At 60.8% G+C, this 24,697-nt stretch carries 22 protein-coding genes; 14 read left to right on the top strand and 8 right to left on the bottom strand.

Annotated features, from left to right (window positions below; translation table 11 throughout):
• Nucleotides 1-68: 68 nt before the first annotated feature.
• Nucleotides 69-461, bottom strand: a complete 393-nt coding sequence (locus VOM14_RS11460) for a hypothetical protein (protein ID WP_327628819.1) — start codon at nucleotides 459-461, stop codon at nucleotides 69-71.
• A gap of 156 nt (nucleotides 462-617) precedes the next feature.
• Between VOM14_RS11460 and VOM14_RS11455 the strand changes: the two genes are divergently transcribed.
• On the top strand, nucleotides 618-2,621 hold the full coding sequence (locus VOM14_RS11455; RefSeq protein ID WP_327628818.1) for a bifunctional DedA family/phosphatase PAP2 family protein: 2,004 nt from the start codon (nucleotides 618-620) through the stop codon (nucleotides 2,619-2,621).
• 15 nt (nucleotides 2,622-2,636) lie between these two features.
• Here the strand turns inward: VOM14_RS11455 and VOM14_RS11450 are convergent, their stop codons facing one another.
• Nucleotides 2,637-3,641: a SphA family protein gene (locus tag VOM14_RS11450; protein WP_327628817.1), complete on the bottom strand. Its 1,005-nt coding sequence runs from the start codon at nucleotides 3,639-3,641 to the stop codon at nucleotides 2,637-2,639.
• 39 nt (nucleotides 3,642-3,680) lie between these two features.
• Nucleotides 3,681-4,130: a YMGG-like glycine zipper-containing protein gene (locus VOM14_RS11445; protein ID WP_327628816.1), complete on the bottom strand. Its 450-nt coding sequence runs from the start codon at nucleotides 4,128-4,130 to the stop codon at nucleotides 3,681-3,683.
• 551 nt (nucleotides 4,131-4,681) lie between these two features.
• On the opposite strand from VOM14_RS11445, the gene VOM14_RS11440 reads away from it, so the two are divergent.
• The 6 genes from VOM14_RS11440 (at nucleotide 4,682) to VOM14_RS11415 (ending at nucleotide 10,590) form a co-directional block, all read left to right on the top strand.
• A complete protein-coding gene (locus VOM14_RS11440; protein WP_327628815.1) occupies nucleotides 4,682-5,899 on the top strand; it encodes a DUF3300 domain-containing protein in 1,218 nt (405 codons plus the stop codon).
• 20 nt (nucleotides 5,900-5,919) lie between these two features.
• Nucleotides 5,920-6,864 (top strand): DUF2950 domain-containing protein, encoded by a 945-nt coding sequence (locus tag VOM14_RS11435; RefSeq protein WP_327628814.1) that lies wholly within the window; start codon nucleotides 5,920-5,922, stop codon nucleotides 6,862-6,864.
• Nucleotides 6,865-6,939: 75 nt separating this feature from the next.
• Nucleotides 6,940-7,611, top strand: coding sequence for a paraquat-inducible protein A (locus VOM14_RS11430; RefSeq protein WP_327628813.1), 672 nt, complete (start codon nucleotides 6,940-6,942; stop codon nucleotides 7,609-7,611).
• On the top strand, nucleotides 7,608-8,273 hold the full coding sequence (locus VOM14_RS11425) for a paraquat-inducible protein A (RefSeq protein WP_327628812.1): 666 nt from the start codon (nucleotides 7,608-7,610) through the stop codon (nucleotides 8,271-8,273). Before VOM14_RS11430 ends, VOM14_RS11425 begins: the two co-directional genes overlap by 4 nt.
• Nucleotides 8,270-9,898 carry a PqiB family protein gene (locus VOM14_RS11420; RefSeq protein ID WP_327628811.1) on the top strand — a complete coding sequence of 543 codons (1,629 nt, stop codon included), beginning with the start codon at nucleotides 8,270-8,272 and terminating at the stop codon, nucleotides 9,896-9,898. Before VOM14_RS11425 ends, VOM14_RS11420 begins: the two co-directional genes overlap by 4 nt.
• Nucleotides 9,895-10,590: a PqiC family protein gene (locus tag VOM14_RS11415; RefSeq protein WP_442955534.1), complete on the top strand. Its 696-nt coding sequence runs from the start codon at nucleotides 9,895-9,897 to the stop codon at nucleotides 10,588-10,590. The genes VOM14_RS11420 and VOM14_RS11415 overlap by 4 nt, the downstream gene beginning before the upstream one ends.
• 129 nt (nucleotides 10,591-10,719) lie before the next feature.
• Here the strand turns inward: VOM14_RS11415 and VOM14_RS11410 are convergent, their stop codons facing one another.
• On the bottom strand, nucleotides 10,720-11,475 hold the full coding sequence (locus tag VOM14_RS11410) for a TetR/AcrR family transcriptional regulator (protein ID WP_327628810.1): 756 nt from the start codon (nucleotides 11,473-11,475) through the stop codon (nucleotides 10,720-10,722).
• 179 nt (nucleotides 11,476-11,654) lie between these two features.
• Between VOM14_RS11410 and VOM14_RS11405 the strand changes: the two genes are divergently transcribed.
• The 4 genes from VOM14_RS11405 to VOM14_RS11390 are packed head-to-tail and all read left to right on the top strand — an operon-like array spanning nucleotide 11,655 to nucleotide 16,181.
• Entirely contained in the window at nucleotides 11,655-12,623 is a 969-nt protein-coding gene (locus VOM14_RS11405; protein ID WP_327628809.1) for an HlyD family secretion protein, read from the top strand.
• Nucleotides 12,620-13,564 (top strand): ABC transporter ATP-binding protein, encoded by a 945-nt coding sequence (locus VOM14_RS11400; protein WP_327628808.1) that lies wholly within the window; start codon nucleotides 12,620-12,622, stop codon nucleotides 13,562-13,564. The genes VOM14_RS11405 and VOM14_RS11400 overlap by 4 nt, the downstream gene beginning before the upstream one ends.
• Nucleotides 13,561-14,703 (top strand): ABC transporter permease, encoded by a 1,143-nt coding sequence (locus VOM14_RS11395; RefSeq protein WP_327628807.1) that lies wholly within the window; start codon nucleotides 13,561-13,563, stop codon nucleotides 14,701-14,703. Before VOM14_RS11400 ends, VOM14_RS11395 begins: the two co-directional genes overlap by 4 nt.
• A gap of 11 nt (nucleotides 14,704-14,714) precedes the next feature.
• The gene (locus VOM14_RS11390; protein WP_327628806.1) at nucleotides 14,715-16,181 is read left to right on the top strand and encodes an efflux transporter outer membrane subunit; all 1,467 of its coding nucleotides are present in this window, start codon (nucleotides 14,715-14,717) and stop codon (nucleotides 16,179-16,181) included.
• Here the strand turns inward: VOM14_RS11390 and VOM14_RS11385 are convergent.
• Complete coding sequence (locus VOM14_RS11385) at nucleotides 16,162-16,548, bottom strand: ester cyclase (RefSeq protein WP_327629070.1); 387 nt, start codon at nucleotides 16,546-16,548, stop codon at nucleotides 16,162-16,164. The two genes, VOM14_RS11390 and VOM14_RS11385, sit on opposite strands and share 20 nt — an antisense overlap.
• 239 nt (nucleotides 16,549-16,787) lie before the next feature.
• Here VOM14_RS11385 and VOM14_RS11380 point away from each other — a divergent pair, with 239 nt between their 5' ends.
• Nucleotides 16,788-17,300, top strand: a complete 513-nt coding sequence (locus VOM14_RS11380) for a phasin family protein (RefSeq protein ID WP_327628805.1) — start codon at nucleotides 16,788-16,790, stop codon at nucleotides 17,298-17,300.
• Nucleotides 17,301-17,588: 288 nt separating this feature from the next.
• Nucleotides 17,589-18,458, top strand: a complete 870-nt coding sequence (locus VOM14_RS11375) for a hypothetical protein (protein WP_327628804.1) — start codon at nucleotides 17,589-17,591, stop codon at nucleotides 18,456-18,458.
• Between the two features lie 301 nt (nucleotides 18,459-18,759).
• On the opposite strand, the gene VOM14_RS11370 is transcribed toward VOM14_RS11375, so the two are convergent.
• From VOM14_RS11370 to VOM14_RS11360, 3 genes are all read right to left on the bottom strand, one after another.
• The gene (locus VOM14_RS11370; protein ID WP_327628803.1) at nucleotides 18,760-19,824 is read right to left on the bottom strand and encodes a sugar-transfer associated ATP-grasp domain-containing protein; all 1,065 of its coding nucleotides are present in this window, start codon (nucleotides 19,822-19,824) and stop codon (nucleotides 18,760-18,762) included.
• A gap of 76 nt (nucleotides 19,825-19,900) precedes the next feature.
• Nucleotides 19,901-21,277: an undecaprenyl-phosphate glucose phosphotransferase gene (locus VOM14_RS11365; RefSeq protein WP_327628802.1), complete on the bottom strand. Its 1,377-nt coding sequence runs from the start codon at nucleotides 21,275-21,277 to the stop codon at nucleotides 19,901-19,903.
• Nucleotides 21,278-21,316: 39 nt separating this feature from the next.
• Nucleotides 21,317-22,831, bottom strand: coding sequence for a mannose-1-phosphate guanylyltransferase/mannose-6-phosphate isomerase (locus VOM14_RS11360; RefSeq protein ID WP_327628801.1), 1,515 nt, complete (start codon nucleotides 22,829-22,831; stop codon nucleotides 21,317-21,319).
• Between the two features lie 616 nt (nucleotides 22,832-23,447).
• On the opposite strand from VOM14_RS11360, the gene VOM14_RS11355 reads away from it, so the two are divergent.
• The gene (locus VOM14_RS11355) at nucleotides 23,448-24,695 is read left to right on the top strand and encodes an O-antigen ligase family protein (RefSeq protein ID WP_327628800.1); all 1,248 of its coding nucleotides are present in this window, start codon (nucleotides 23,448-23,450) and stop codon (nucleotides 24,693-24,695) included.
• Nucleotides 24,696-24,697 lie beyond the last annotated feature (2 nt).

Here is a 24,697-nt window from a genome sequence, read left to right as displayed (position 1 = left end):
GCCCTTCCTTGATCGAGTGAATCCGGTTGGTGGGGCCTGCATTCTAAGCCTCAACCGGCGCACGCCGTCTATCGCGATGACGGCGGCCGCCCGCTCAGGTTCGGCAAGCGCGGGTCGGGGTTCTGGTTAAGGCTCGTACCGTTCGCGCGCATGTTGTTAAGCTGCGGAGCCGGACTTGCGCTGCCCGTGCGGCCCGTACCGGCGGAGCCGCCCGGCGTCGCCAGACCCGGCGTCGGGCCGGGCGCGGTGCCCGTTGCGCCCGCGCCGGTTCGCTGAGCCGGCACAACAGGCGCGCCGCCTTGAAGATTTCCGCTCGACGGCGTCGCGCTCAAGCCCGTATTGCCCGCGCCCGAATTGCCCGACTGCGCGTAGGCCGCTCCCACGAGGCCGATCACGCATGCCGCTATCAGCACCACCCGCATCGGGAGGGCCCTTGCAAGACCGCGAATGACGATTTTCATCTGCCCGCTCCATCGGATAACGCGCCGCTCAAGGGTATGACGAGCCGTTGCGTGGTTTGTTCACGGTCTTCATCGCCCGCGCGCGAAAGCGGGGAATAGAAAACGGCCGCTGCGCGTTATGATCACTCGTTACGCCAACACGGCCTATCGCGCGCGATGGAGCACGCCTACCTTCACCTCTTGCATCTGCTGGCCGGCCATCCGGAATGGACGCTCACGGTGGTATTCCTCGCGGCTTTTCTGGAGTCGGCCGCGGTCATCGGCACCTTCATTCCCGGCAGCACGGCGATGTTCCTCGCGGGCGCGCTGACCGGCACCGGTTCGCTGAGTCTCGGCTGGGCGCTCGCCTGCGCGATTGCAGGCGCGATCGCCGGCGACGGCCTCAGCTTCTGGCTCGGCAGCCGCTACAAGAGCCAGATCGTGAAACGCTGGCCGTTTTCGCGGCATCCCGAAGTGCTCGAAGCGGGCTACCGCTTTTTTGACAGGCACGGCGCGAAGAGCGTGGTGTTCGCGCGCTTCGTGGGTCCGTTGCGCGCGATCGTGCCGGTCGTCGCGGGCATGCTCGGCATGACGCCCCTGCGCTTTTACGCGATGAACGTGCTCTCCGCCTTGTTGTGGGCGCCGGCGCATATTCTGCCGGGCGTCGTGTTCGGCGCGTCGGTGCTGCTCGCCGGGGCTGTTTCGTTCCGGCTCGTCGTGATTCTGGCAATGCTGGGCGGCAGCGCCTGGCTGAGCTATCGCGCAGCGGCCTTGTTGATCTCGCACGCGAATGCGTGGTCGAGCGCAGCGGGCCGCCATCTGGGCAGTTGGGCGTGCCGTCATCCGGGACCGCTTGGCCGCGCCGCGCGCAGAATGCTCGATCCGAATGCGCCGGATGCGAGCAGCGTGCTGATCGCGTCGCTGATCGTGCTGGTATGCGGCGCGCTCTTCTTCGGCGTTCTCGAAGACGTGGTCACCGGCGATCCGCTCACGCATGTCGACCGGTCCGTCTATCGCTTCATGCAATCGGTGCGCACGCCGTGGGGCGATACGGTGCTCGCCGGTCTTGCGACGCTCGGCAGCACCGCGACGCTCGCCGCGCTGATCGTGACCGTAGTGCTCTGGATGCTGTGGGAAAGGCGCTGGCGCACCATCGGCTACTGGCTCGCGGCGGTCGTCTTTTCGCAGTTGCTGATCTTCGCTTTGCAGTTCGCGCTGCAGCGCGCGGCGCCGAACCATCTGATGACCGACGCCTATGTGTTTCCCAGCAACCACGTGGCGGCGGCGGTCATCGTCTATGGCTTCCTCGCGTTTCTGCTCGCGCGCCGCGTCGGCATGCTCGAAGCGCTGCTCGTGGTCACGGCGAGCATGCTCATCGTGCTCGTGATCGCGCTCGCGGGCGTGTACTTCGGCCGCTACTGGGTGTCGGACGCGATCGGCGGCGCCGCGCTCGCCTATGTCTGGGTCGCGATCGTCGGGCTCACCGCGATCGTGCGGCATCCGCAGCCGCCACCGCCGCGCCGCTGGATGCCGGCCATCGTGCTCGCGGTGGTGCTCACGAGCATGGGCGCGCAGTCCGGCCTCGGCATGATGGGGACGCCGCAGGACATGGCCCCGCAGCCGCTTTCGCACGTGACGCGGGAGCAATGGACGGTTTCCGTCTGGCAGCGTCTGCCCTGCTATCGCTCGGATATGGGCGGCGACCGCAAGGAGCCGCTCACGCTGCAATGGGTATCGGAGCGCGAGTCGATTCGCCGTCAATTGCTTGGCGAAGGCTGGGTGGAAGGCACCGAACTGACGCCGCATAGCCTGCTTTCGCTCGCTTCGCCGGATGTCGCCGCGACCGCCTTGCCGGTATTGCCGAAGCTGAACAACGGCGTGCCGTCGTCGCTTGTTTTCATGCGTCCCGGCGACACGCGCGACCAGCGCGACGTCCTGCGTTTCTGGCCGACCGGCTATGCCGTCGACAACGGCACGGCCGCCGCGCCGCTATGGGTCGGCGCGATCGCGCATGAACGCCTGTCGCATGCATCGTGGCCGCTCAACATTCTGCGCGTCGACAAGCAGGTCTCGGCGTTCGACACGCGCATGAAGCCTGCCGAAGGCCTCGGCACGGCTCTCGTCGCGACGGTGAGCTGTCATGGCGTGCCGGTCTCGCTGCTCGCCTCGGCGGCGCAGTGAGCCGCGTGGGCCGCGCTATTCGAAAGTGGCGGTCACGGAAAGCTGCACGCCGTTGCCCTTCGGCCTGTTGCTGGCGTGGATGTCGTTGACCCAGCGCAGCGTGGCCGATACCGGCGTTTTATAAGCCTTGCCCGACCACGTGATCATCGGGCCGAGACCCCACGCATTTCCGCGCGCGCCGTCGAACCGGTTCGCTATGCCGCCGCTATCGGCGGCAAGCTGCTGAATCCAGCCGCCCACCACGCCCACGCCCCAGCCGTTCTGAAAGCGCTTGAGCACCAGCAGATCAAGCGCGCTGAGCGGCGCGTTGTGATAGTGCGTCTGGTCGTTCGGCGTGTAAAAGCCGATGCCGTAGTTGAGCGTCAGTTCGATGTCGTGCGATGGAATCAGATGTGTGTAGGCGATGTTCGGCGTGAAGGTCCACGTATTCTGGCCGGCATTGGCAAGACGGCTCGCACTGTATGGGCCCGTGGGCGCGAACATCTGCAAGCTGAGCGCCACGTGATCGTTTTTGGTGAGCTGATAACCCGCGATCACCGGGACAAAAAACAGATCGGCGAACTCCATGGAGTGGTCGCCCGGAAGCAGCCCGTTGAAGCTGGAGCCACTCGTGTATTGCACGGGAACGCTGACCAGCGACGCGAAATTCCACCCGCCAGCAGTGACGCCCCACGTTTTGAGCATGCTGGCGGCGGTGTAGACCACCTCCAGGTCCAGGCCCCGCGTGACGGCGCCCGAGACGGGCAATGTCTTCGAGGCACCGAGCGATCCCGAGTAATAAATAGTTGCCAACGAGACGATCCAGTCTGACGTGGGCGGCACGACTCCCGCGTAGGGCGCCGCCTGCTGTCCGGTTATGGTTCTGCCGACGCCGCCTTCCGTAGCGGCACACTTGTCGCCATAGATGCAGGCGAGCGCGGCGGCAATGAGCACGATTCGCGACGCCGCCTCACGCGCGGCAGGGCCACCTTTGGCGGGGCCACCCCTGGCCGACTGCGCGCTATTGTTCCTGTTGTCCAATACACGCTCCGTTGAAATGATCGCGTTCATATCGCCCCGCTATTGCACCGAGTAACCTTTGCCCTGCATGCACGCGCCGTATGCGCGCCAATAGGTGTTCATCGTCGATTGCTGGGATGCCTGCGCCGACTGTGCCTCCGCAGCGTGCTGCTGACGGCTGCGCGCGCCACCGGCGAGCACTCCCGCCGCCGCGCCGACCGCGGCGCCATGTCCCGCGTCGTTGCCACTCACGTCCCCCACGATCGCGCCCGCCGCCGCGCCTCGCGCCGCACCCCGCACACGCGCGCCGGTCGGCCCCGACGGCGCGGCTGGCGCCTGCGCGACGACGGCCGGGTCGATGCCCGTGTTCTGCTTCGCCCACGCATAGCACGCGCCGTCGTCCGACATTTGCTGCTGTTGACTTTGTCCATGCGCGGGATACGTGGCCGGTTTTTGAGCGAAAGCGAGCGCACTTGCGCTCGTCAGAATCACTGCGGCGAATCGCTTCATTTTTATCCTCATACTCAGGAATGCTGATTGATATGACAGCCAGCGCTGAACAGACACATGGCATGGCACGGCATAAACGCAAGCCATCTTACTGGACAGCATTCGCGCAGCCGAGTGCACTGCGGTCGAACATGAACAGTTTTACTTAACACCACGCATGGCGCCGGAAAATCTCATGCATGCATTCATGCATGGAAGATAGAAAACGCCATAGCTAAACGCAAGCAGGCACTTGGCTATGCATGGCGATGAAAATGCGCTTCCTAGATCATTCTTCTCTTAACTTCAACTCAAATTTTTATTTGATGAAGGATTGTCATTCTGCACTGAAGCAAGCTAATAATCTCGCCATTGAAACTCATCGCCATTTTTTACAACGCGTGCATCAACTGCTTTCACCGATGCCTCACGAAGGCACTCATACATTCGCAGTCCGATCTACATTGCATGGCGCATGACGCGCCGAATTCATTCACGGGGCAAAGCGCCTGGCGCGTTTTCGGCCCCACTGCAACGAGACGCATGCAAGCTGGAAACACGGAGATTTCATTGTGAAACGATCAAGGGCAACTCAAAGAGGAACGCTGATCGCACTGGCCATGCTGGCCGGCTTGCCGATCATGCTCGACGTCGCGGCGCCTCCCGCCTATGCGCAAACCGCGGCCAAAGTATCGAACCAGCAACTCGATTCGCTAACCGCGCCGATTGCGCTCTATCCCGACGCGCTGCTCGCCCAGGTGCTGATGGCATCCACTTTTCCGCAGGACGTGCAGGCCGCCGCGGCATGGTCCAGAGCGAATCCGAACCTGAAGGGCGACGACGCGGTGAAGGCGGTCGGCGCAGAGCCGTGGGACCCGAGCGTTCAATCACTGGTCGCGTTTCCGCAAGCGCTCGCCACGATGGCCTCGAAACCCGACTGGTCCGCGCAACTCGGCAATGCGTTTCTCGCGCAGCCGAGCGACGTGATGGATTCCGTGCAGCGTCTGCGCAAACAGGCGCAACAGACCGGCAATCTGAAGTCCACCGGACAGCAGAAAGTGATCGTCGAGCAGAGCACCATTCAGATCGTGCCCGTGAATCCGCAGGTCGTGTATGTGCCGACCTATAACCCGACTGTCGTCTATGGCGCGTGGCCCTATCCCGCGTATCCGCCTGTGTATGTGCCGCCGCCTCCGGGCTACGCGGTCGCCAGCGGACTCGCTGCCGGGATCGCGTTCGGCGTGGGCGTGGCGATCACCAGCGCGTTGTGGAGCGACGTGAACTGGAACAATCACAGCGTCAACATTAACGTCAACCGATACAACAACATCAACGTGAACCGGCGGATCGACGTGAACAGCAATTCGACAAGGTGGAACCGCGACTCGACATTCAATCGCAATACCTCGGCGAATGCCGGCGGCGTGCAGCGCGACGCTTACCGTGGACGCGATATGTCGGCCTCGCGCGCGCAGGCGCAGCAAACCCTGCAAAACCGCACCGGCCAGAATCTCGGCGGCACAGCGAGCGAACGGGTGCACGGCATTCAACATGGCGGCACGAACGCCGGCAACGTCCGTGCGAGCGCTCAGAACGTGAATCGCGACAATGCGCTGCGTGGCGCCGGTAATGGCGCATCGGCGCAGCAGGACATCGAACGCGGACGAGCGAGCCGGCAATCGCCGCCGGTCAGTCACAACGGTCTCGGCGCGGGCGGCGGCGGAGAACAACACGGCGGCGGTCTCGGCGCGGGCGGCGGTGGACAACGCCACTTCGGCCGTCAACGTTGAACGATCCCAAGGAGCCGCTCATGAATCACCTTCAAACCTTCCGCGTTTGCCTTGCGAACGCCACGGCACTGCCCGCTTCCCGCCGTCTCGCCGGCACGGCGATCGCCGTATCCGCGCTGTTCTTCTGCGCTGCATCGGCGCACGCCCAGGCGGTCTATCCGACGCCGGAAGCCGCCGCCGATGCATTCGCCGACGCGCTCGCCACCAACGATCACGCGGCCATGCAGCACGTGCTCGGCAACAACTACAACCGCTTCATCCCGTCGAAGGACGTGGGCGAGGAAGACATTTACGCGTTCCTCGGCGCGTGGGCCGCGGGACACCATGTCGTCGACGATACCGCGCCGCTTCACGGCCGCGCGAGCAAGCACCTGTCGGTCGGCACGAGCGGCTGGACCTTGCCGATTCCGCTTGTCGAGGCGTCCAACGGCTGGCGCTTCGATCCCGTGACGGGCAGCGATGAAATCCTGACGCGCAGGATCGGCCGCAACGAACGCGCGGCGATGATGACCTCGCTCGCCTATCTCGACGCACAGCGCGACTATCACGCGTCGGCCGAGCGCTATGCGCAGCGTCTGCTCAGCACGCCGGGCCAGCATGACGGCCTGTATTGGCCCACTGCGCCGGGCGAAGCGCAAAGTCCGCTCGGCCCGCTCGCCGCCGCCATGCCTAAAACCGGCTCGATCAACAAAGACGGATATCACGGCTATCACTTTCGCGTGCTGACCGCGCAGGGATCGCATGCAAAAAGCGGCGCGCTGAACTACATCGAGAACGGCGCAATGACGAAAGGCTACGGCCTCGTCGCATGGCCCGCCGAATACAGCAAGACGGGTGTGATGACTTTCATCGTTAATCAGGACGGCCAGGTTTATCAGAAGAACCTCGGTCGCGATTCGGCCCGGCGAGCTGCCGCGCTGAAATCGTTCGATCCCGATTCGTCATGGGAACCCGTGCAGCCTTGAATGCACCCGCTGTTTTGCAGCGATGACGGCGGCCGCGCATCGCCGTCATCGCCCGGCTTTAAAGCTTATTTCCGCATGAACCACGAAAACCTGATTGCCTGCCACGAATGCGACGCCCTGTTTCGCAAGCCGCGGCTGGAAGGCAAGTCGTCCGCGCATTGCCGGCGCTGCGGCGCGCTGCTCTATCGGAGCGCATCGCGCCAGCTCGACGGCATTTGCGCGCTGACACTCGCGTGCCTGTTCACCTTCGTCATCGCCCAGGGGTTTCCCATTCTCGAACTGGAAACCGGCGGCATGACCTCGCGCACGAGTCTCATCGGCGCGCTCGCCACGCTATGGACCTCCGACATGCGGATCGTCGCGGCCATGGTGTTCTGCTCCACCGCGCTGTTTCCGCTGACCGAACTCGCCGCGCTGCTGTACGTGCTGGTCGCGATCCGTCAAGGCTATGTGCCGCCTGGCTTTAACCGCGTGCTGCGCGCCATTCAGTTCGTGCGGCCGTGGGGCATGATCGAAGTGTTCATGCTTGGCGTGCTGATCACGATCGTCAAGATGGTGAGCCTCGCGCGTGTGATTCCGGAGGCCGCGCTGTTTGCATTCGGCGCGCTCACGTTGATGCTGGTGCTCGTCGTCATGTTCGATCCGCGCACGCTCTGGGATATGGCCGATGAGATCAAGGCGCGCCGTGGGGCGATCGGCGCACATGCCCGACGCGGCTCATTACACAAGAAGCGGGCAACCTCATGAAGACGAATACATTGACGGCCTCGCATGCCGGACTACTCGCCTGCCACGCCTGCGGACGCGTCGCGTCGCACGCGGCTCGCCACGGCGCGCAACATTGCGCGCGTTGCGGCGCGGCGCTGCACCGGCGCAATCCCGATAGCCTCTCGCGCACGTGGGCGCTGCTGATCGCGGCCGCACTCCTGTATATCCCGGCTAACCTGCTGCCGGTCATGCACACGTCGTCGCTGGTCGGTTCGGAAGACGACACGATCATCAGCGGCGTCATCTATTTCTGGACCTCGGGCTCGTGGCCGCTTGCGATCATCGTATTCGTCGCGAGCATTCTCGTGCCGATGCTGAAGCTCTCCGTGCTCGCATTGCTTGCCGCCACCGCGCAGCGCCGTTCGGCGTGGCGTCCGATGGAACGCGTGAAGCTGTATCGCCTCGTCGAGCGCATCGGCCGCTGGTCGATGCTCGACGTATTCGTCATCACGCTGACGGTGGCGCTGGTGCGTTTCGAATCGCTTGCTGTGATCACCGCGGCACCGGGCGCGCTCGCATTCGGTTGCGTAGTCATCCTTACTATGCTCGCCTCCATGCAGTTCGACCCGCGACTCATCTGGGACGACGTCGAAAGCCACAGCCTACGCGCGCCGCGCCCTGCTCACGGAGACACTTTATGAATCGCCCGCAAGGCCCCGAGATGCCGCCTGACGTGCCGGATGTGCCCGAGGCAGCCATCGAGCCGCGCCGCGGCTGGCTGCCCTCGCTCGTGTGGGTCGTGCCGTTGATCGCGGCGCTCATCGGCGTCGCGCTCGTCGTCAAGTCCGTCACCGAGCGCGGTCCGGCCATCACGATCACGTTCAACAGCGCCGAGGGTCTCGAACCCGGCAAGACGCAGGTCAAGTACAAGGACGTCGTGGTGGGCTCGGTCAAAACCATCACGCTTTCAAAGGATCATTCGCATGTCGAAGTGGGCGTGCAATTGAGCAAGCAGGCCGAAAACTTCGCGGTGAAGGACACGCGCTTCTGGGTGGTTCGTCCGCGAGTCGGCGCGAACGGTGTCAGCGGAATCGGCACGCTGCTCTCTGGCGCTTATATCGGCGTGGACGCGGGCCGCTCGCGAGAGACGCAAAACGAATTTGCCGGCCTCGAAGCGCCTCCGCCCGTCACCGGCGATCAGAAAGGCCGCCGCTTCACGCTGCATGGCGACTCGCTCGGCTCAATCGATATCGGCTCGCCGATCTTCTACCGGCGCGTGCAGGTGGGTCAGGTGTATGGCATCTCGCTCGACAAGGACGGCAAGGGCGTGACGATGCAAGTGTTCGTCGCGGCGCCATACGACCAGTATGTCGGCACCAATTCGCGCTGGTGGCACGCGAGCGGCGTGAACGTGAGGCTCGATTCGAACGGCTTCGTGGTCAACACGCAGTCGGTCACGTCGATCCTGATCCGCGGGCTCTCGTTCCGCTCGCCGCCTGGCCAGGCGACCGGGCCACAAGCAGCCGACTACACGAACTTCCGTCTCGCATCCGACGAAGCAGACGCGCTGCGTGCACCCGACGGCATCCCAGTGCGCGCCGTGATGAACTTCAATCAGTCGCTGCGCGGATTGTCCGTGGGCGCGTCGGTCGATTTTCGCGGCATCGTGCTCGGGCAGGTCACGGACATTGGCGTGGACTACGATCCCGGCACGCACAGTTTCACGATGCCCGTGACGCTCGAACTCTACCCCGACCGCCTGAGGCGCCGAGTCCACGGACAACCGGTTCCCGAAGCGGGAACGGGGGAAAGCCAGCAATTGCTTCAGCATCTCGTCGAGACCGGATTGCGCGGACAATTGCGCACCGGCAATCTGCTGACCGGGCAGTTGTATATCGCGCTCGACATCTTTCCGAAAGCCGAGCGCGTCAAGTTCGACGTCACCCGCGACCCGATCGAGTTACCCACTATTGCGAACTCGCTCGACGCGTTGCAAACCCAACTCGCGGACATCGCGAAGAAGTTGCAGCGTATTCCATTCGATCAGATCGGCACAAACCTGAACAAGTCGCTCGAAAACGCCGACAAGCTGTTCGCGCAACTCAACACGGAAATCATGCCGCAGGCGCGCGACACGCTCGCCATGGCGAAACAGACTTTCGGCTCAGCCGAAGCCACGCTGCGGCAAGACTCGCCGATCCAGGCCGACGTGCATCAGGCGATGCAGGAATTGACGCGCACCTTGCAGTCGCTGAACGCGCTCGCGGATTATCTCGAGCGTCATCCCGAAGCGCTTTTGCGCGGCAAAACGGAAGACAAGCCATGAGTCGCTATTCGCTGAACAATGTGCGTCAACGACGCGGCGCCGGCTCACGTCGCATGCTCACCCTGTTGGCCGCGCTGGCAACTTGCGCCGGACTCGCGCTCAGCGCGTGTTCGTCTCCGCCGAGCCGCTTTTACACGCTCGCCGGAGGCTCCACACCAGGCGCCGCGCGCAATACCGCCGCGCCTGCACTGATGATCGAAGTCGCGCCCGTCGACATGCCTGCACAAGTCGCGCGAACGGCTTTCGTCGTGCACACGAGCGCGAATCGGGTGGACGTGCTCGAACAAACGCGCTGGGCCGCGTTGCCCGCCGACGAAATCCGCCAGGCGCTCTCGCAAGACCTGACGCAGCGTCTCGACGCGATCGACGTGTCACGTTCTCTGCAGCCCGCCGCTGCGCCGGTGTATCGGGTGAACGTCAGCGTGCAGCGCTTCGAATCCTGGCCGGACTCGCATGCGCTGATCGACGCGGTGTGGACCGTGCGCGCGTTGTCCGATCAAACGGTGCTGACGTGCCGCAGCATCGTCAGCGAACCGGCGAGCGGCGGCGACGATGCACTCGTGGCCGCTCATCGTCGGGCGCTCGGGCAGATTGCCGCGAACCTCGCCGCCGGCATTCGCGCGCTCGACACATCGACACGCGTCAGTCGCTCCGCGCCCGGAGCAACACGCAGCGTGCCATGCCCAGTGTAGTAAGCATTCGCGCCGCTTGACGCGCTGCTTGGCGGTTGAGAAAAATGTCTCACCGGCAGCGATGGTGCACTGCAGTGCGACCACCGATTCGCGCATGCTACATGGACGAATAGCGGCGCAATAACAGACTTATTTTCGCGTTCGGTACGCGGCGGCGATTGCATCGAGTCCCGCCATCATGAAGCGAATGAAATCGTCCGCGAGCGCGCTTCTGTCTTTCGCAACGGCGGGCAGAAGCGCCGCCTGCATCTGTTTTGGTGCAATCATCAGCGCAATACAAGGCAGTACAGTGAACATCAACGCTCGCTGCACGACCGGCTCTTGCGGATTCAATTGCATTGCTTCGCCGATAAGTCCCAGAAGAACCGCGGCCTTCGGACGTACTGCCTTTTCAATCAGCGCCGGAATAGCGGGTGACGGCGACAGCACCTCGCGCAGCATCAGCATGAATCCCCACGGCGCGCCGGCACTCGTTGAAAGACCAATGAACCGCGAGATCAACGCGCGCAACTTTTCCCGTGGATCGCCCGGCCCTTGCGCCAATGCAGTCAATTCATCGAGACTCACGACCTGACGGTGCGCCTCCACGAGCGCCGCCTCGTAAAGCGCCTCGCGACTGCCGAAGTGATAGTTCACCGACGCCATGGGCGTGCCCGCACGCTCGCAAATCTCCTTGCTGGTGGCATCGGCGAAACCGCGCGCGGCGAATATCTGACCTGCTGTATCGAGCAGATGCTGGCGGGTCGCCGCGCCATCCTGACGGGTCGCGCGCGTGACCGGCTTTGATCTTTTCTCCGCTTGAGGTGCCTTCGCCGCTTTCGTACGTTTGGTCGTAGCGGCGCGTTTCTTCGCGGCGGTGACGCTTTTCGGTGGTTTCGTCGGCATAGGGAAAATCACGGCTCGAACTAGTTTGAATTTGAATTCAAATTCACATATTATCGATTCTACTTCATCCTCGCGGCTCGGACACTCAGTGAAGTTCATGAGTGCCGCATCTCTCGCGTCGAGAATGGATTGCTTACTGAACACGTGCTTCGCAAAAGGCGCGTCGAGTGGACCAAGCCATGATGAATTCAATCGCTTCAATCAGACACTGTTCGTTGCTGCTGATCCTGAGTCTGTTGCTCGCGGGATGTTCGCAGCGCGAGCAACATGTCTATCAGGGCTATATAGAAGGCGAATATCTTTATCTCGGCTCATCGCAAGCGGGCAAGCTCACGCAATTGAATGTCGCGCGAGGCGCGAACGTGAAAGCGAACGCACCGCTCTTCTCACTCGAATCCGTCGACGAAGCCGCCGCGCTCGATCAGGCCCAACACCAGCTCGCGGCCGCCCGCTCGCAACTGGCCGACATACAAACCGGCAAACGCGTGCCCGAAGTCAACGTGAGTCGCGCGCAACTCGCCGAAGCCGCGGCGAACGCGCACAAAGCAGCGCTGCAATTGACGCGCGACGAAGCACAGTACAGCGCCGGTGGCATTTCGAAAGCGGAGCTCGACGATTCGCGTGCCAATGCGGACGTGACGTCGGCACAAGTGCGCGAACTCACGAGTCAGGTGGAAGTGGCGCGCCTGCCTGGCCGTTCGCAACAGATCACCGCGCAGCAGGCACAAATCGCGGCCGCCGATGCCCTCGTCGCGCAAGCGCGGTGGAAGCTGGAACAAAAGCGCGTGAGTGCGCCCGCGGATGGCCTCGTCTACGACACGCTTTATCGAGTCGGCGAATGGGTGCCCGCGGGCAATCCGGTCGTGCAGATACTGCCGCCGCAAAACATCAAGGCGCGCTTCTTCGTGCCGGAGACAATTGTCGGCGGACTCGCGCCGGGCCGCGAAATAGCGCTGCATTGCGACGGCTGCGCAGCTGACGTGATGGCGAAAATCACCTACGTGTCGAATAACGCGGAGTACACGCCGCCTGTTATCTATAGCAACGAGAGCCGGGCCAAACTCGTTTTCATGATCGAAGCGCGGCCCTCCGTTGCGGATGCAACGAAGCTGCATCCCGGTCAGCCGGTCACGGTGACATTGAAATGAGCGCCGAAGCACACGAGTACGCGATCGACGTACATAACCTCAACAAACATTTCGGTGACAAGCATGTCGTCAACGACGTGACATTGCAGGTCGCGCGCGGCGAAATCTTCGGCTTTCTGGGGCCGAACGGCAGCGGCAAGACCACGTCGATCCGTCTGATGTGCGGCTTGCTCACACCCGACTCCGGCACCGGCACATGCCTCGGCTACGACATTCGCCGCGAGAGTGCGCAGATCAAGCACAACGTCGGCTATATGACGCAACGTTTTTCGTATTGGGAAGATCTGACTATCCGCGAGAATCTCGACTTCGTCGCGCGCATCTACCAGATGCGCAACCGGCGCGAAGCCGTCGACAAGTCGCTCGAATCGCTCGGACTGCACAGCCGCGCAGATCAGCTGACAGGTTCGCTCTCCGGCGGGTGGAAGCAACGTCTCGCGCTTGCCGCCTGCATGCTGCACGAACCGAAACTGTTGTTGCTCGACGAACCGACAGCCGGCGTCGATCCCACCGCGCGGCGCGACTTCTGGGAAGAACTGCACCGGCTCGCCGCGCGCGGCATTTCGGTACTCGTCAGCACGCATTACATGGATGAAGCCGAGCGCTGCCACAAGCTCGCGTATATCGCCTACGGGAAGCTGCTCGCGCAAGGTACTTCCACAGAGGTCATCGAATCGCAAAACCTAGCAACGTGGTCGATTCAGGGAGAACATCTGAGCGAACTGTCGGAGAAATTGCGCGCGACGCCTGGCGTGGATCAGACCGTCGTATTCGGCGCCGCGCTGCACGCGAGCGGGCGCGATCACGCGGCATTGGAGCGCGCGCTCCGGCAGGCAACGGCTGGCACTTCGCTGCGCATGGAGCCCATAGAAACGGGACTCGAAGATGTGTTTATCTACCTGATGAGTCGTTCGAAAGACAACTTCGGAGCGCGATCGTGAGCACAGGTACCGTTTTTTCGTTGACGCGCTGGTGGAGCGTAGTGCTGAAGGAGTTTCTTCAATTGCGGCGCGATCGCGTCACCTTCGCGATGATCGTCGGCGTGCCCATCATTCAACTCGCGCTGTTCGGCTTTGCCATCAACACCGATCCCAAGCATTTGCCGACCGCCATTGTCGTTCACGACGAGAGCGAGTTCTCGCGCAGCTTTGTCGCCGCCATGGCTCACTCCGCGTATTTCGACATTGTCGAAACCCTGCCCGACGAAGAAGCGGGACGCCGCGCGCTTGCGCAAGGCCGCGTTCAGTTCGTGCTGAACATCCCCGTCGATTTCTCGCGAAAGCTTCTGCGCGGCGAGCATCCGTCACTGCTGGTCGAAGCCGATGCAACCGATCCGACCGCGACGCACGCCGCCGTGGCCGCGCTGCCGAACCTCGTGCAACCCGTGGCGGACAAGGACATAAAGGGGCCGCTCGCGCATCTGAACGGCACGCAAAGCGCATTCGGCGTGCAGGTTCACAATCTGTACAACCCCGAAGGCATCACGCAATACAACGTCGTGCCGGGGCTGATGGGCGTCATTCTGACAATGACACTTGTGATGATGACCGGCCTCGCCGTCACGCGCGAACGCGAACGCGGCACAATGGAAAACCTGCTCGCCACGCCGGTGCTGCCCATTGAGGTGATGACCGGCAAGATCGTGCCTTATGTGGCGATCGGCCTGATTCAGGCATCGATCATTCTCATTGCCACGCGCTTTGTGTTTCATGTGCCGTTTGTCGGCAGTCCGGTCGCCATCTACCTCGCGGCATTGCTCTTCATTGCCGCGAATCTGACCGTGGGTATCACGCTCTCCTCGCTCGCGCAAAATCAGTTGCAAGCCATGCAGCTCGCGGTGTTCTATTTTCTCCCGAACATTCTGCTTTCCGGCTTCATGTTCCCCTTTGCGGGCATGCCGCAATGGGCGCAATTCATTGGAGATCTTTTGCCGTTGACCTATTTCAACCGGCTCATTCGCGGCATTCTGCTAAAGGGCGACGGCTGGCCGGATTTGTGGCCTTCCGTCTGGCCCATGGCGCTCTTCACTGCCATCGTCATGGGGATCGCGCTGCGCTTTTACCGGCGCACGCTCGACTAGGAGCAACGTCCATGAAAGTACACCTTGTGCTTGGCGCACTCGCGCTGAGCGGCTGCGCAGTCGGCCCCGACTTTCAAGCGCCGGCGACGCCGGACGCACAGACCTATACGCGTGACGGGTTGCCCACACATACCGTCTCCTCCAACGCGCCCGCAGGTTCCGCACAGAGGTTCACCACCGCGTCCAGCGCGTTGCCCATGTGGTGGCTGCAATTTCAGTCCGACCCACTCAACCGTCTCGTGGATGAAGCGCTGCGCCAGAGTCCGACACTCGCACAAGCCCGGGCGAAACTGATCGAAGCGCGCGAGAACTACACGGCGCTTTCGGGCGCGACGCAATTCCCCCGAGTCGACGCGACGCTTTCCGGCGCGAGGCAGAAAGTCGATCCCGCTGCATTCGGCATTCCGAATGTGCAAAATCCCGGGCCTTTTTCGTTGTTTAACGCCTCGGTCAGCGTTTCGTATGCGTTCGATATGTTCGGCGCCCATCGGCGTGAACTCGAAGCAAGCATGGCGCAAGCCGACTATGAAGCGTATGAACTGGATGCAGCGAGGCTCAGCATAGCGGGCAACGTCGTGTCGACTGCTGTGCGGCGCGCTTCGTTGCAACAGCAGATCGCGCTGACGCAACTTCTCGCCGATGCGCAAGCGCATCAGCTATCGATCATGGAAGCGCGCCTCGTCGCCGGCGGCGTGTCGCAACTCGATGTGCGCAGCCAGCGCACATTACTTGCACAGACTCGCGCTTCGTTGCCGCCGCTCGCAACACAGCTTGCCGCTGCCGATCACCAGCTAGCAACGCTGATCGGAACGACGCCGTCGAAAGCAGAGTTCGACGAACTCACGCTTGACACGCTGCATTTGCCTTTGGACATTCCGCTCACCTTGCCCTCGACGCTCGCTCGCGCCCGGCCGGATATACGCGCGTCGGAAGCGCTGCTGCACCAGGCCAGTGCGAATATCGGCGTGGCAACAGCGAACCTCTATCCGCAATTCGCGTTGTCGGCGGGAATCGGCTCGGAGCGCACGCGAGTTCGCGACATCGTAAATGGCTTGAACATCTGGAATATCGGACTCAATCTGACTCAACCCATTTTTCACGGCGGAGAACTGCACGCGAAGAAGCGTGCCGCACACGCCGCCTATGACGCAGCATTGGCGAGCTATCGGCAAACCGTGCTTGAGGCCTTGCAGCAAGTTGCCGACTCGCTAACGGCTCTGCAGAACGATGCGCAAGAACTGCAAGCGCGCGCCGAAGCCGCAGAGCAAGCACAAGTCAGCTTGAGCATCGCGCGCCAGCAATACGCAGCGGGCGGAATCAGTCAGCTCAGTCTCCTCGACACCGAACGTCAGGCCTTGCAGACCGCAATCGATCAAACGCGCGCCGAAGCAGACCGGCTCACCGACACGGCTGCGTTATTTCAGGCACTCGGCGGCGCAGTGACGGACGCGGCGTTTGCTACAACTGGGCTTCGATAGCCGCCTTATCGATGACGGACCACACTTGCCCAATTCTTTCTCCGCGAAATTCGTAAAAGACGTTTTCCGTAAAAGACACTTTTCGGCCGTTGACATCGAGGCCGAGAAATCTTCCCTTTGGCGTGCAGTTAAAGCGCAGCCGCGCGCCAATATAAGCCGGGTCCGCCACCAGCAGTTCAATGTTGAACTGCAAATCCGGAATCTCGCTGAAGTCTTTTTCCAGCATCTTCCGATAACCCGACACGCCGATTCCCTCACCGTTGTAGCAAACGTCGTCATGAATGAATTGCGGCAAGTTCTGCCAGTCCTGCTTGTTGAGGCAGGCAATATAACTTCGGTAGATGTCAGAAAGATCGGGCACCGTCATGGCAAATTTTCTATTCCTCTTCAGGGTCGATTCAGGTTCCGCCTTCTGCGTGCAAGGCATGGCCGTTGCTTTCTCGTTGCAGTGCGGCATGCTGTCAGCGCCGCTCAGCGGCAGTTCACGCAACCGCAGCAAACAGCGCGCCTGCTAGTGCGAGCCCACTCGTCGCAAAGGCATACCGTTTGCTGAACCACGGCGCGTTGCCGCGCAATTCACCCACTCGCACTCACACGGAGCACCTTATGAATGTCGCTGCACTGAATCGGCCCGACATCCGCGACGAAAGCAGTACAATCGCCGCCTACGAGTTTGCGGCGAAAGCCGTCACCGGCCTCGAAAAGTTGGTTGAATTGAATGTGCAAACCGTCAAGACCTCTCTTTCCGAACAGCAGGCCCTTATCGAGGCGACACTTTTTTCAGCGTCCTTCAGTACAGTAATTGAGCTACAACTTCAGCAATTTCCGGCTGCGGTCAAAAAGATTAGCGCCTATTGGGGACACGTTGAGATTATTGCGGAAGAGACCGGCAGCGAACTCTTGGACGTAGTACAGGAAAGCGTTCAAAACTATCTTGCCACGCAGTTCTCTTTATTCGACAGCGCCGCCTCGATCGGAATCGCGCCCATCGACCGCACGAACGCGGCGAGTCCGATCACGGTCGAACAATCTCCGGTCGCGACAAAAGAGCCAGTCGTTCTCGTAGACAGCTCCGGCAATGTCGTTTTGTCGGGCAGAGGCAGTTCTGGCTTGCATTAAATCCGCTAAAGGCGGCGCGAGACGTCACGCATCGCCTTTCATTGTCCGCTGCAAATAAGGCCGCCGACGCACCTCATATCCGGCCATTGCACTCAGCGATTAGCGACATTTATCCACCATTTCCGGCCTTCGGCGAGACCTGCATTTCCGAGTTGTCTAATATCGGACTAAATGCCCGCCAATGGCAGTGGCGCTGACAGTCTCCACTGACCCTGCTGCGTGGCGGGCTCATACCTCTCAGGCGATGCTTGACATCCGCCACACCGAAACCCCTTCTACGGATCGATCATGAGTAACGCAAGATTCGCGTCGTTTTGGCATGGCCCAGAACTTTCCGCCTACGAGGTGGCCTGTTTGAGTTCGTTCACTGCATATGGCAGTGACGTCGCTCTATATAGCTATAGCGAAGTAAAGAACCTGCCGAAAGGCATTATTGCGAAAGACGCGAGCACTATCGTGCCGCCGAGCGCATTGACCGCCTTTTCCATTGACGGCATTCCGTCAATGGCGCATTTCACCGACTACTTCCGGTTTCTGATGTTCACCAGAACCGACGAGATCTGGGTAGATACGGACATGCTGTTGCTGCGCGATTTCGACCGCAGCACAACGGGCAACATTATTGGTCGTGAGTCGGCCACGAGCATCTGTACTGCTATATTGCGGCTCGATCCCGCCGATTCGCGCCTGAAAGAGCTTCTGCAGCGTATCGAAGCAATGAAGGGCACCAACATCAAATGGGGCGACACCGGTCCGCGCTTGCTGACCAGCGTATATGGCGTAAAGGCAGGCGTGCCGGAAAGCGAGTTCTATCCGGTGCATTTCGACGACTATTACAAAGTCTTCCTGCCGCAGTACTTCAACGAATGCGCGTCACTGTGCTCCGATGCCTACTCGCTGCATCTGTGGAATAACCGCGTGGTAAAAATGGGGCTGTTCAAGCGGATCGGACCGCCGCGCGGCTCATTCCTGCATCACGTCTTCGAGCGAATCGGCGCGAATAGTCTCTTCCAGGAGTTCTATCCGGCCAATGTGATGCAGGCAATGATTGATAATGCCGTGGAGAAGGTGGGACGCGACGAGGGTTTTCGCAAGCTTCTGCAAATCGGCGTGCCGGTCGTAAAGACGGCTATTGGGAAACGGCTGGGCGTGAACTAGCCTGCTGAAGGGTGTTGCATGACAGATGTTGCATGACCGCCCGGTCATGCAACCCGCGCGGCGCCGATGAGAGACTTCACGCGTCGCGCAAAACTCGTCAAGATGTTCTGCGACGAAGCGGCCTGCTGCGTTTTATGCGGTATTTGCTGCAAAATCTGCGAATCAATCGCTTTGCGCTGCGCGAGCGTGAGCCACCGGCACGACGGGCTACACCACGGCCGCCGCGCGCATCGGCGCGACTCCGTCTCGTTGCCCGCTGAATAGTGCGCTGAATAGTGCGCTGACTATTACACGCTGACTATTACAAAGTCCCGGCTTTCAGCAGTTCCCACCTCAAGTCCGAGAAACATGGGCCCTGCGTCGCCTCACTGAATTTCACGTCGTTGTGCTCGCCGTTCCATTCCATGACTTGCACCTTGCTGTCGGCGTCGACGGTGATGTCCCAACCGATGCAGCGCGCAAACGGAATCTTGCCATGGAGTTGCAGGACGGTATCGACGCAATCCTCGAACGCGGGAATCTTCACGCCGGCGAACTTCACCTTTGAATCGGGATGTTCGTCAGTCGCGCTCCAGTCGCTGAGAAAGCCTTCGCGGGCCAGCTCGCCGGTCATCAGATTGACCGGCACGCACACTTCGTCTTCGACCTTGATGTGCGTGTCGCGCGCCCTGCCAATGCGCAGAAAGCACGCGCGGAGAGAAATACGGCCGAAATCGTCCACCACGGTGGTGAAGCGCAAGGTGGCAACCGATTTCGCCGCGAATGCAGCCAGTACCGGATGCTGCACGATGAACTTCTGAATGACGCCGTTACCGAGCGATTTGATCAGCTTTCGATCGAACGAAGTCCGGTCGAAGAAGTGAATGCCTTTGCCTTGCGCCGAGCCGTCGAGTTTGAAGACGACTTTCTCGCTCTGACGAAACACGACGCGTTCGAGCTCCTCTTCCGGTACCACGACATTGCGGTCCGTAAAGAACAGTCCATTGGCGAAATAGGCGAGATCGGGAAACGCCTCGCCGCCGAAGATAGCGCGCGACATCGGCTTCAGATCGGAGATCTTGCCGTAGCCGCCCTTCATGCTGGGTACTACGACAGAGCCATAGTAATTGTCCGGAATCCAGCCTTCCTTGAACGTCCCGGTAAACGCGGCGTAAACGCGAAGCCAGGGCGCGTATTTCGCGTCGCCGAAAACGTCGTGTGCATACGTATCGGCGAGCTTGAGATTGACAGGATCAGCACGCCCGTTCTTGTTCTCCAGAAAGCGGAGAACCTGTGTTGCCTCTGCGGCGTGCCCCCGGTGGAACTTGTATTGCCCCACTGCCTTGAGGGAACGTCTGACTACTCTTTCCATATTGATTTTGTTCATAGTCCGCCGAGCGATAAACGCTTTCGTCTCCCATGTGTCCTGTACCGTATTGCAGGGCCTCGATCCAACGGATCAGTTAGTAGGCGTTGGGATGATGCAGCCCCTTGAATACAGTCGCGAAAATGATTTTGACGTCGAGCGCGAACGACCAGTTTCGTAGGTAGTACAAGTCGTGTGCGACGCGGCCCTCCATCTTTTCAATGCGATCGGTCTCTCCGCGAAAGCCGTTGATCTGCGCCCATCCGGTAATGCCGGGCTTGATCCGGTAGCGATGGATATAACCGGAGACGATGTCCTGATACAGGTCGTCGTGTTCGAGAGCGTGCGGCCTCGGACCCACCACCGACATGTCACCGCGCAGCACGTTGAAGAACTGCGGCAGCTCGTCGAGGCTGGTGCGGCGCAAGAATTGCCCCACGCGTGTGATGCGCGGGTCGCCACGCGTGGCCTGTTCGAGCACGCCCTGCTTCTGTACATGCTGCCGCATGCTGCGGAACTTGTAGATCAGGAAAACGCGGCCGTCCGCGCCTTTGCGGCGTTGCTTGAAGAACACCGGACCCGGCGAACTCAGTTTGACCGCGATTGCGCATGCCAGAAGAATCGGCGATACCGCGATCAATGCACCGAGCGCGAAAATACGGTCAAAGAGTTCTTTCTTCACCATTGCGTTCGGCGGCAAGGGCGACGCTGCGAGATTGATGGTCGGGAAGCCCAGCAATTCAGTCACACTGCCGTCGAAGAGTGCGAGGGCCCGAACGTCCGGCATAAAGCGCACATTGATCAGATCATTGCGAAACTCCGAGACAAGCTCGAGAATCGCACGCTCCTCCGATAACGGCAGAGCAAGCCACACTTCTTCGATGTGCTGTTCGCGCACGTACTTCGCAAAGGCGGCGCGCTGCTCGAAGACCGGCACGGAAGTTGTGGTTTTCGTGCCTGCGCGCAGGTTATAGACGGCATTGGGGCGAAAGCCCGCAGCCGGCTCCATTTCCATCTTCTCCAGAATCTCGTCGCAATGTTCTCCGCAGGCCGCAATCGCAACCTTCTGAAGATTCAAGCCGGCATTCCGAACGCGACCGAGCAGAACATGCGTGACCAGACGGCCCGCAATCATCGCGCCGCCCGCGAGACCCGTCCAATATCCAAACCATAGCCGGGACACAAAGTCGATACGATGCAGCGAGAACATCAGTGCAAGAGCGCAGGCCTGAACGACCAGCCAGCCCAGCGCGACCTGCCCGACAAGGACTCGTTTTGAGCGCCCGCGCCACGACTGATAAACGCCCAGCGCGGGAAACACGGCAAGCGAAAACGCCGCTGCAAACGCGACGAATGCCAGATAGAAACGATGTTGCGCCAGATCGTCGAAGCGGATGTGAGAGGCGACGACCGCGCCTCCCAGGATCATCGACACGTCGAACATTCTCGCCAGCAAACCTGTAATCAATCTCATAGCAGACCCCTCGAATACGCTCTGGTTCGCCACGGTCGATCAACCTGCCCGGCCATATTTGTCGTCGAATCGAACAATGTCGTCTTCGCCGAGATAGGTTCCGGATTGCACTTCAATGATCTGAAGCGGCACGCACCCCGGATTCTCCAGACGATGACGAATGCCTAACGGGATATACGTCGATTCGTTCTCGCCCAGCATGAACTGCTCGTCGCCACGCGTGACGAGCGCTGTGCCGCTCACCACGACCCAATGTTCTGCACGGTGATGGTGCATCTGCAAGGACAAACGCGCGCCCGGCATCACCACGATCCGTTTGACCTGGAAGCGGTCGCCATGATCGATCGAATCGTAAAAGCCCCATGGGCGACGCACTTTTCTGTGCGAGTCCGCTTCCGGCGATTTCTCGGCCTTGATGCGCGAGACGAGTCCCTTGATTTCCTGCACATGCGAACGATCCGCGACGAGCACGGCGTCATCCGTTTCGACAACGATCAGATCATTCGTGCCGACACAAGCGACCAGCCGGCCACCTTGCGAACGTGCGTACGTTGCAGTCGCGCCTTCAAACAGAACACGTCCGTTCGATGCATTGCCGAATTCGTCCTTTTCCATTGCCTGCCAGACGGAGTCCCACGAGCCGAGATCCGACCAACCGGCATTGAGTGGAACGACGACGCCCGCAAACTGCGAATCGGCTTTGCCGAGATGCTCCATCACGGCATAGTCGATCGAATCGGACGGCGATTCGAGAAACGCCTCGGCGTCCGGAGAGATGCATTCGTCCGTGACCGTGGCGCCTTCATATGCGCGCACACAGGCCTCGTGAATCTGCGGCTGAAAGCGTTTGATCACATCGAGCCAGACCGACGCGCGCACCACGAACATGCCGCTATTCCACCAGTACTTGCCGGACTCGACATATTGCGCGGCCAACTCGGGAGCGGGTTTCTCGACAAAGCGCTCAATGCGATGCGCGCCATCCTGCAGCGGGTTGCCAAGGCGGATATAGCCGAAGCCTGTGTCGGCGACGGTAGGCGGAACACCGAGCGTGGCAATCGCGCCGGCATCTGCATAGCGAGCCGCAATCTCGATGGACTTGTGAAGGGCGTCCAGATCCGCAATGGCGTGGTCCGCGGGCATCGCGACGAGAATGACGTCCTGACCTTCGGCGGATGCGGCCAGCGCCGCAAGAGTCAGCGCGGGTGCCGTGTCGCGGCGGCCCGGCTCGACCACGATGCGCGCATTCACGCCGCTTTCACGTGCCTGTTCGGAAGTTGCGAAATAATGTTCGCCACCGCACACAATGACCGGTTGTGGAATCACCGTCCATTGCGAACCGAAATCTTCCATGCGGCCCATCGTGGCCTGGAGCAAGGTCTTTTCGCCGATCACGTCGATGAGCTGCTTGGGGAACTGCTCGCGCGACACGGGCCACAGACGCGTGCCGGAGCCGCCTGCGAGAATCACTTGCGCAAGCGGCGCGCACGCGGATGACGCATCATATTGAACTTCGATGTCCGTTTCGGCGGCGGTTGCAAAAATTTTATTCATTTATCGCTCCTAGACATACAAGCCAGATCGCGATTAATCGCATCAGAGCCGACGGAAACTTCTGTGCGTCGGCACCGCTCTGGTCTTACATGTGATCAATGACAGGATGTGCGCATCAACGGCAACGCCGGCCGTCTGGTCTGCGAAAGCAGGAGTGCTCGCCGGGGGACTCGCCCCTTGAGCGTCACACTTTCGTAGTCTGACGGCGACCGGATCGCATGAAAAAAGGCGAACGGCCTGAGAACCTCGGCGTGATGCCAGAAAGCCGATGCGACTGAAGCACTTACTCGATGTGATCAATCATAGTCACGTTACGTTGCAGCACAGCAATGGTGGCGCATTCAGTTGATGTTTTGGCCAGCGACGGGGCCTCTGTGTGCGGTGGCACTTACATCGTGTTTCAAATACGTTTGTATGTGCAACAGCGCGTGTAAAACAGTACTCACACGTGGTACCTTCAGAGGCGCATTAAAAATCGCATTCGCATAAAAGTAGGATTCCCGATCCTGTTCAGGTTCGCCCCATTCACGCCGGCGCGCCGCATTCCAACCAGGCTCTGTTCGCAGATCGGCCTTGTCATTGCAGGCTGTGCGCCATTCGTTTCTCTGGAGTCGCGATGGCTTACATTTCGCTACTTGCGTTGTTCCTGACCGTCACGAATCTCGTGCCGGTGAGCGCGGTTGGGTTCGTTCCAATTGTCCTTTGTTCATGGCGCTTTTTTGGCAGGCGCTATCCGGCCTTCATTACGCCGCTTACGGCGTTGACGGTCCTCATTACGATTTCCACGCTGCTCTATGATCCGAAATCATTTACGGAATTCGACTTTTACCGACGCGACGGTAATTTCTTCATTTCATATGCTCCCATTTTTGCCGGGTGCCTGTATATCCACCGTCTCGATCTGAACAAGGTACTTCGCACATTCTTCATTTTTGCGGTGGGGATCAACCTTCCCCTCTACGCTTACTACATCGTCTCGACCGGCCTGCTGAGTATCTTCACGAATCCGGATAACAGCTTCGGCAGCTTCTTCATCGCGCGCAATGCAGCGGGCGGCTTCTTCGCCATGCTGTTCTGCCTCGGTGTGGGGTGCTATCTGCAGAAGCGCAGCAAGCTGTTGCTCGCGCTGATCGCGATCAACGGACTGATGCTGTTCTCAACCTATAGCCGCGGCTCGTTGTTGGGCGCCGCTGCCGTGCTGCCGTATCTGTTCTTTGGCCGCAAGCGCTGGATGCTGGGTGTACTGATGGGCGGCCTGATTGTCGGCTCTCTCGCGGTGGCGCAATATCACACGGCCCCGAACGTCGACTACATGGGCTACACGTTCAACATTCAGAATCAGGATGCGAAGACTGCCAACCTCGACATCCGCTATGAGTGGCTGTGGCCGCGCGCGCTCACCTATTTCGAACAGAGCCCGATCGTAGGCCTCGGCTTCGGCTCGTTCGACGATCACATCGGCACGATTACGCCGTACTTCCATCTGTTTAGCGCCGCGTCCGACGTCACCGTTGAACACAGCGATTCGCACGCGCACAACTCCTATCTGAACTTCCTTGCGGAGACGGGCGTGGTGGGTCTATTCCTCGTACTGAGCTTCTTCTGGAAGCTCGTCGACTGGAGCAAGCACGGAGCGGCCGCGGCCGCGCTGGTAGGAGGCGGACAAAACTTCGCGGCGTTCCGCTTTGTCGAAATCTCGTCCATCTGTCTGCTCGTCATGGCAGCCACCGAGCACCGGCTCGTGTCGCCTTCGAATGTACTGATCCTGTCTCTCGTCATCTCTCTTCTGCTCGCATCGCAATCGGCCAATGCGATCACGGCGGAATTCAAGCGGCGGAACTCGCTGATCCGCTCGCGCGTCTGACA

It is taken from the genome of Paraburkholderia sp. MPAMCS5 (assembly GCF_036016995.1).
Lineage (GTDB): Bacteria > Pseudomonadota > Gammaproteobacteria > Burkholderiales > Burkholderiaceae > Paraburkholderia.
This window is presented reverse-complemented; position numbering and strand designations above follow the sequence as displayed.

Bases quoted from the DNA above. Each gene is read 5' to 3' on its own strand.
- VOM14_RS11460 (WP_327628819.1), bottom strand. From the start codon at position 461: ATGAAAATCGTCATTCGCGGTCTTGCAAGGGCCCTCCCGATGCGGGTG.
- VOM14_RS11455 (WP_327628818.1), top strand. From the start codon at position 618: ATGGAGCACGCCTACCTTCACCTCTTGCATCTGCTGGCCGGCCATCCG.
- VOM14_RS11445 (WP_327628816.1), bottom strand. From the start codon at position 4,130: ATGAAGCGATTCGCCGCAGTGATTCTGACGAGCGCAAGTGCGCTCGCT.
- VOM14_RS11435 (WP_327628814.1), top strand. From the start codon at position 5,920: ATGAATCACCTTCAAACCTTCCGCGTTTGCCTTGCGAACGCCACGGCA.
- VOM14_RS11430 (WP_327628813.1), top strand. From the start codon at position 6,940: ATGAACCACGAAAACCTGATTGCCTGCCACGAATGCGACGCCCTGTTT.
- VOM14_RS11425 (WP_327628812.1), top strand. From the start codon at position 7,608: ATGAAGACGAATACATTGACGGCCTCGCATGCCGGACTACTCGCCTGC.
- VOM14_RS11420 (WP_327628811.1), top strand. From the start codon at position 8,270: ATGAATCGCCCGCAAGGCCCCGAGATGCCGCCTGACGTGCCGGATGTG.
- VOM14_RS11415 (WP_442955534.1), top strand. From the start codon at position 9,895: ATGAGTCGCTATTCGCTGAACAATGTGCGTCAACGACGCGGCGCCGGC.
- VOM14_RS11410 (WP_327628810.1), bottom strand. From the start codon at position 11,475: ATGCCGACGAAACCACCGAAAAGCGTCACCGCCGCGAAGAAACGCGCC.
- VOM14_RS11405 (WP_327628809.1), top strand. From the start codon at position 11,655: ATGATGAATTCAATCGCTTCAATCAGACACTGTTCGTTGCTGCTGATC.
- VOM14_RS11400 (WP_327628808.1), top strand. From the start codon at position 12,620: ATGAGCGCCGAAGCACACGAGTACGCGATCGACGTACATAACCTCAAC.
- VOM14_RS11390 (WP_327628806.1), top strand. From the start codon at position 14,715: ATGAAAGTACACCTTGTGCTTGGCGCACTCGCGCTGAGCGGCTGCGCA.
- VOM14_RS11385 (WP_327629070.1), bottom strand. From the start codon at position 16,548: ATGACGGTGCCCGATCTTTCTGACATCTACCGAAGTTATATTGCCTGC.
- VOM14_RS11380 (WP_327628805.1), top strand. From the start codon at position 16,788: ATGAATGTCGCTGCACTGAATCGGCCCGACATCCGCGACGAAAGCAGT.
- VOM14_RS11375 (WP_327628804.1), top strand. From the start codon at position 17,589: ATGAGTAACGCAAGATTCGCGTCGTTTTGGCATGGCCCAGAACTTTCC.
- VOM14_RS11370 (WP_327628803.1), bottom strand. From the start codon at position 19,824: ATGAACAAAATCAATATGGAAAGAGTAGTCAGACGTTCCCTCAAGGCA.
- VOM14_RS11365 (WP_327628802.1), bottom strand. From the start codon at position 21,277: ATGAGATTGATTACAGGTTTGCTGGCGAGAATGTTCGACGTGTCGATG.
- VOM14_RS11360 (WP_327628801.1), bottom strand. From the start codon at position 22,831: ATGAATAAAATTTTTGCAACCGCCGCCGAAACGGACATCGAAGTTCAA.
- VOM14_RS11355 (WP_327628800.1), top strand. From the start codon at position 23,448: ATGGCTTACATTTCGCTACTTGCGTTGTTCCTGACCGTCACGAATCTC.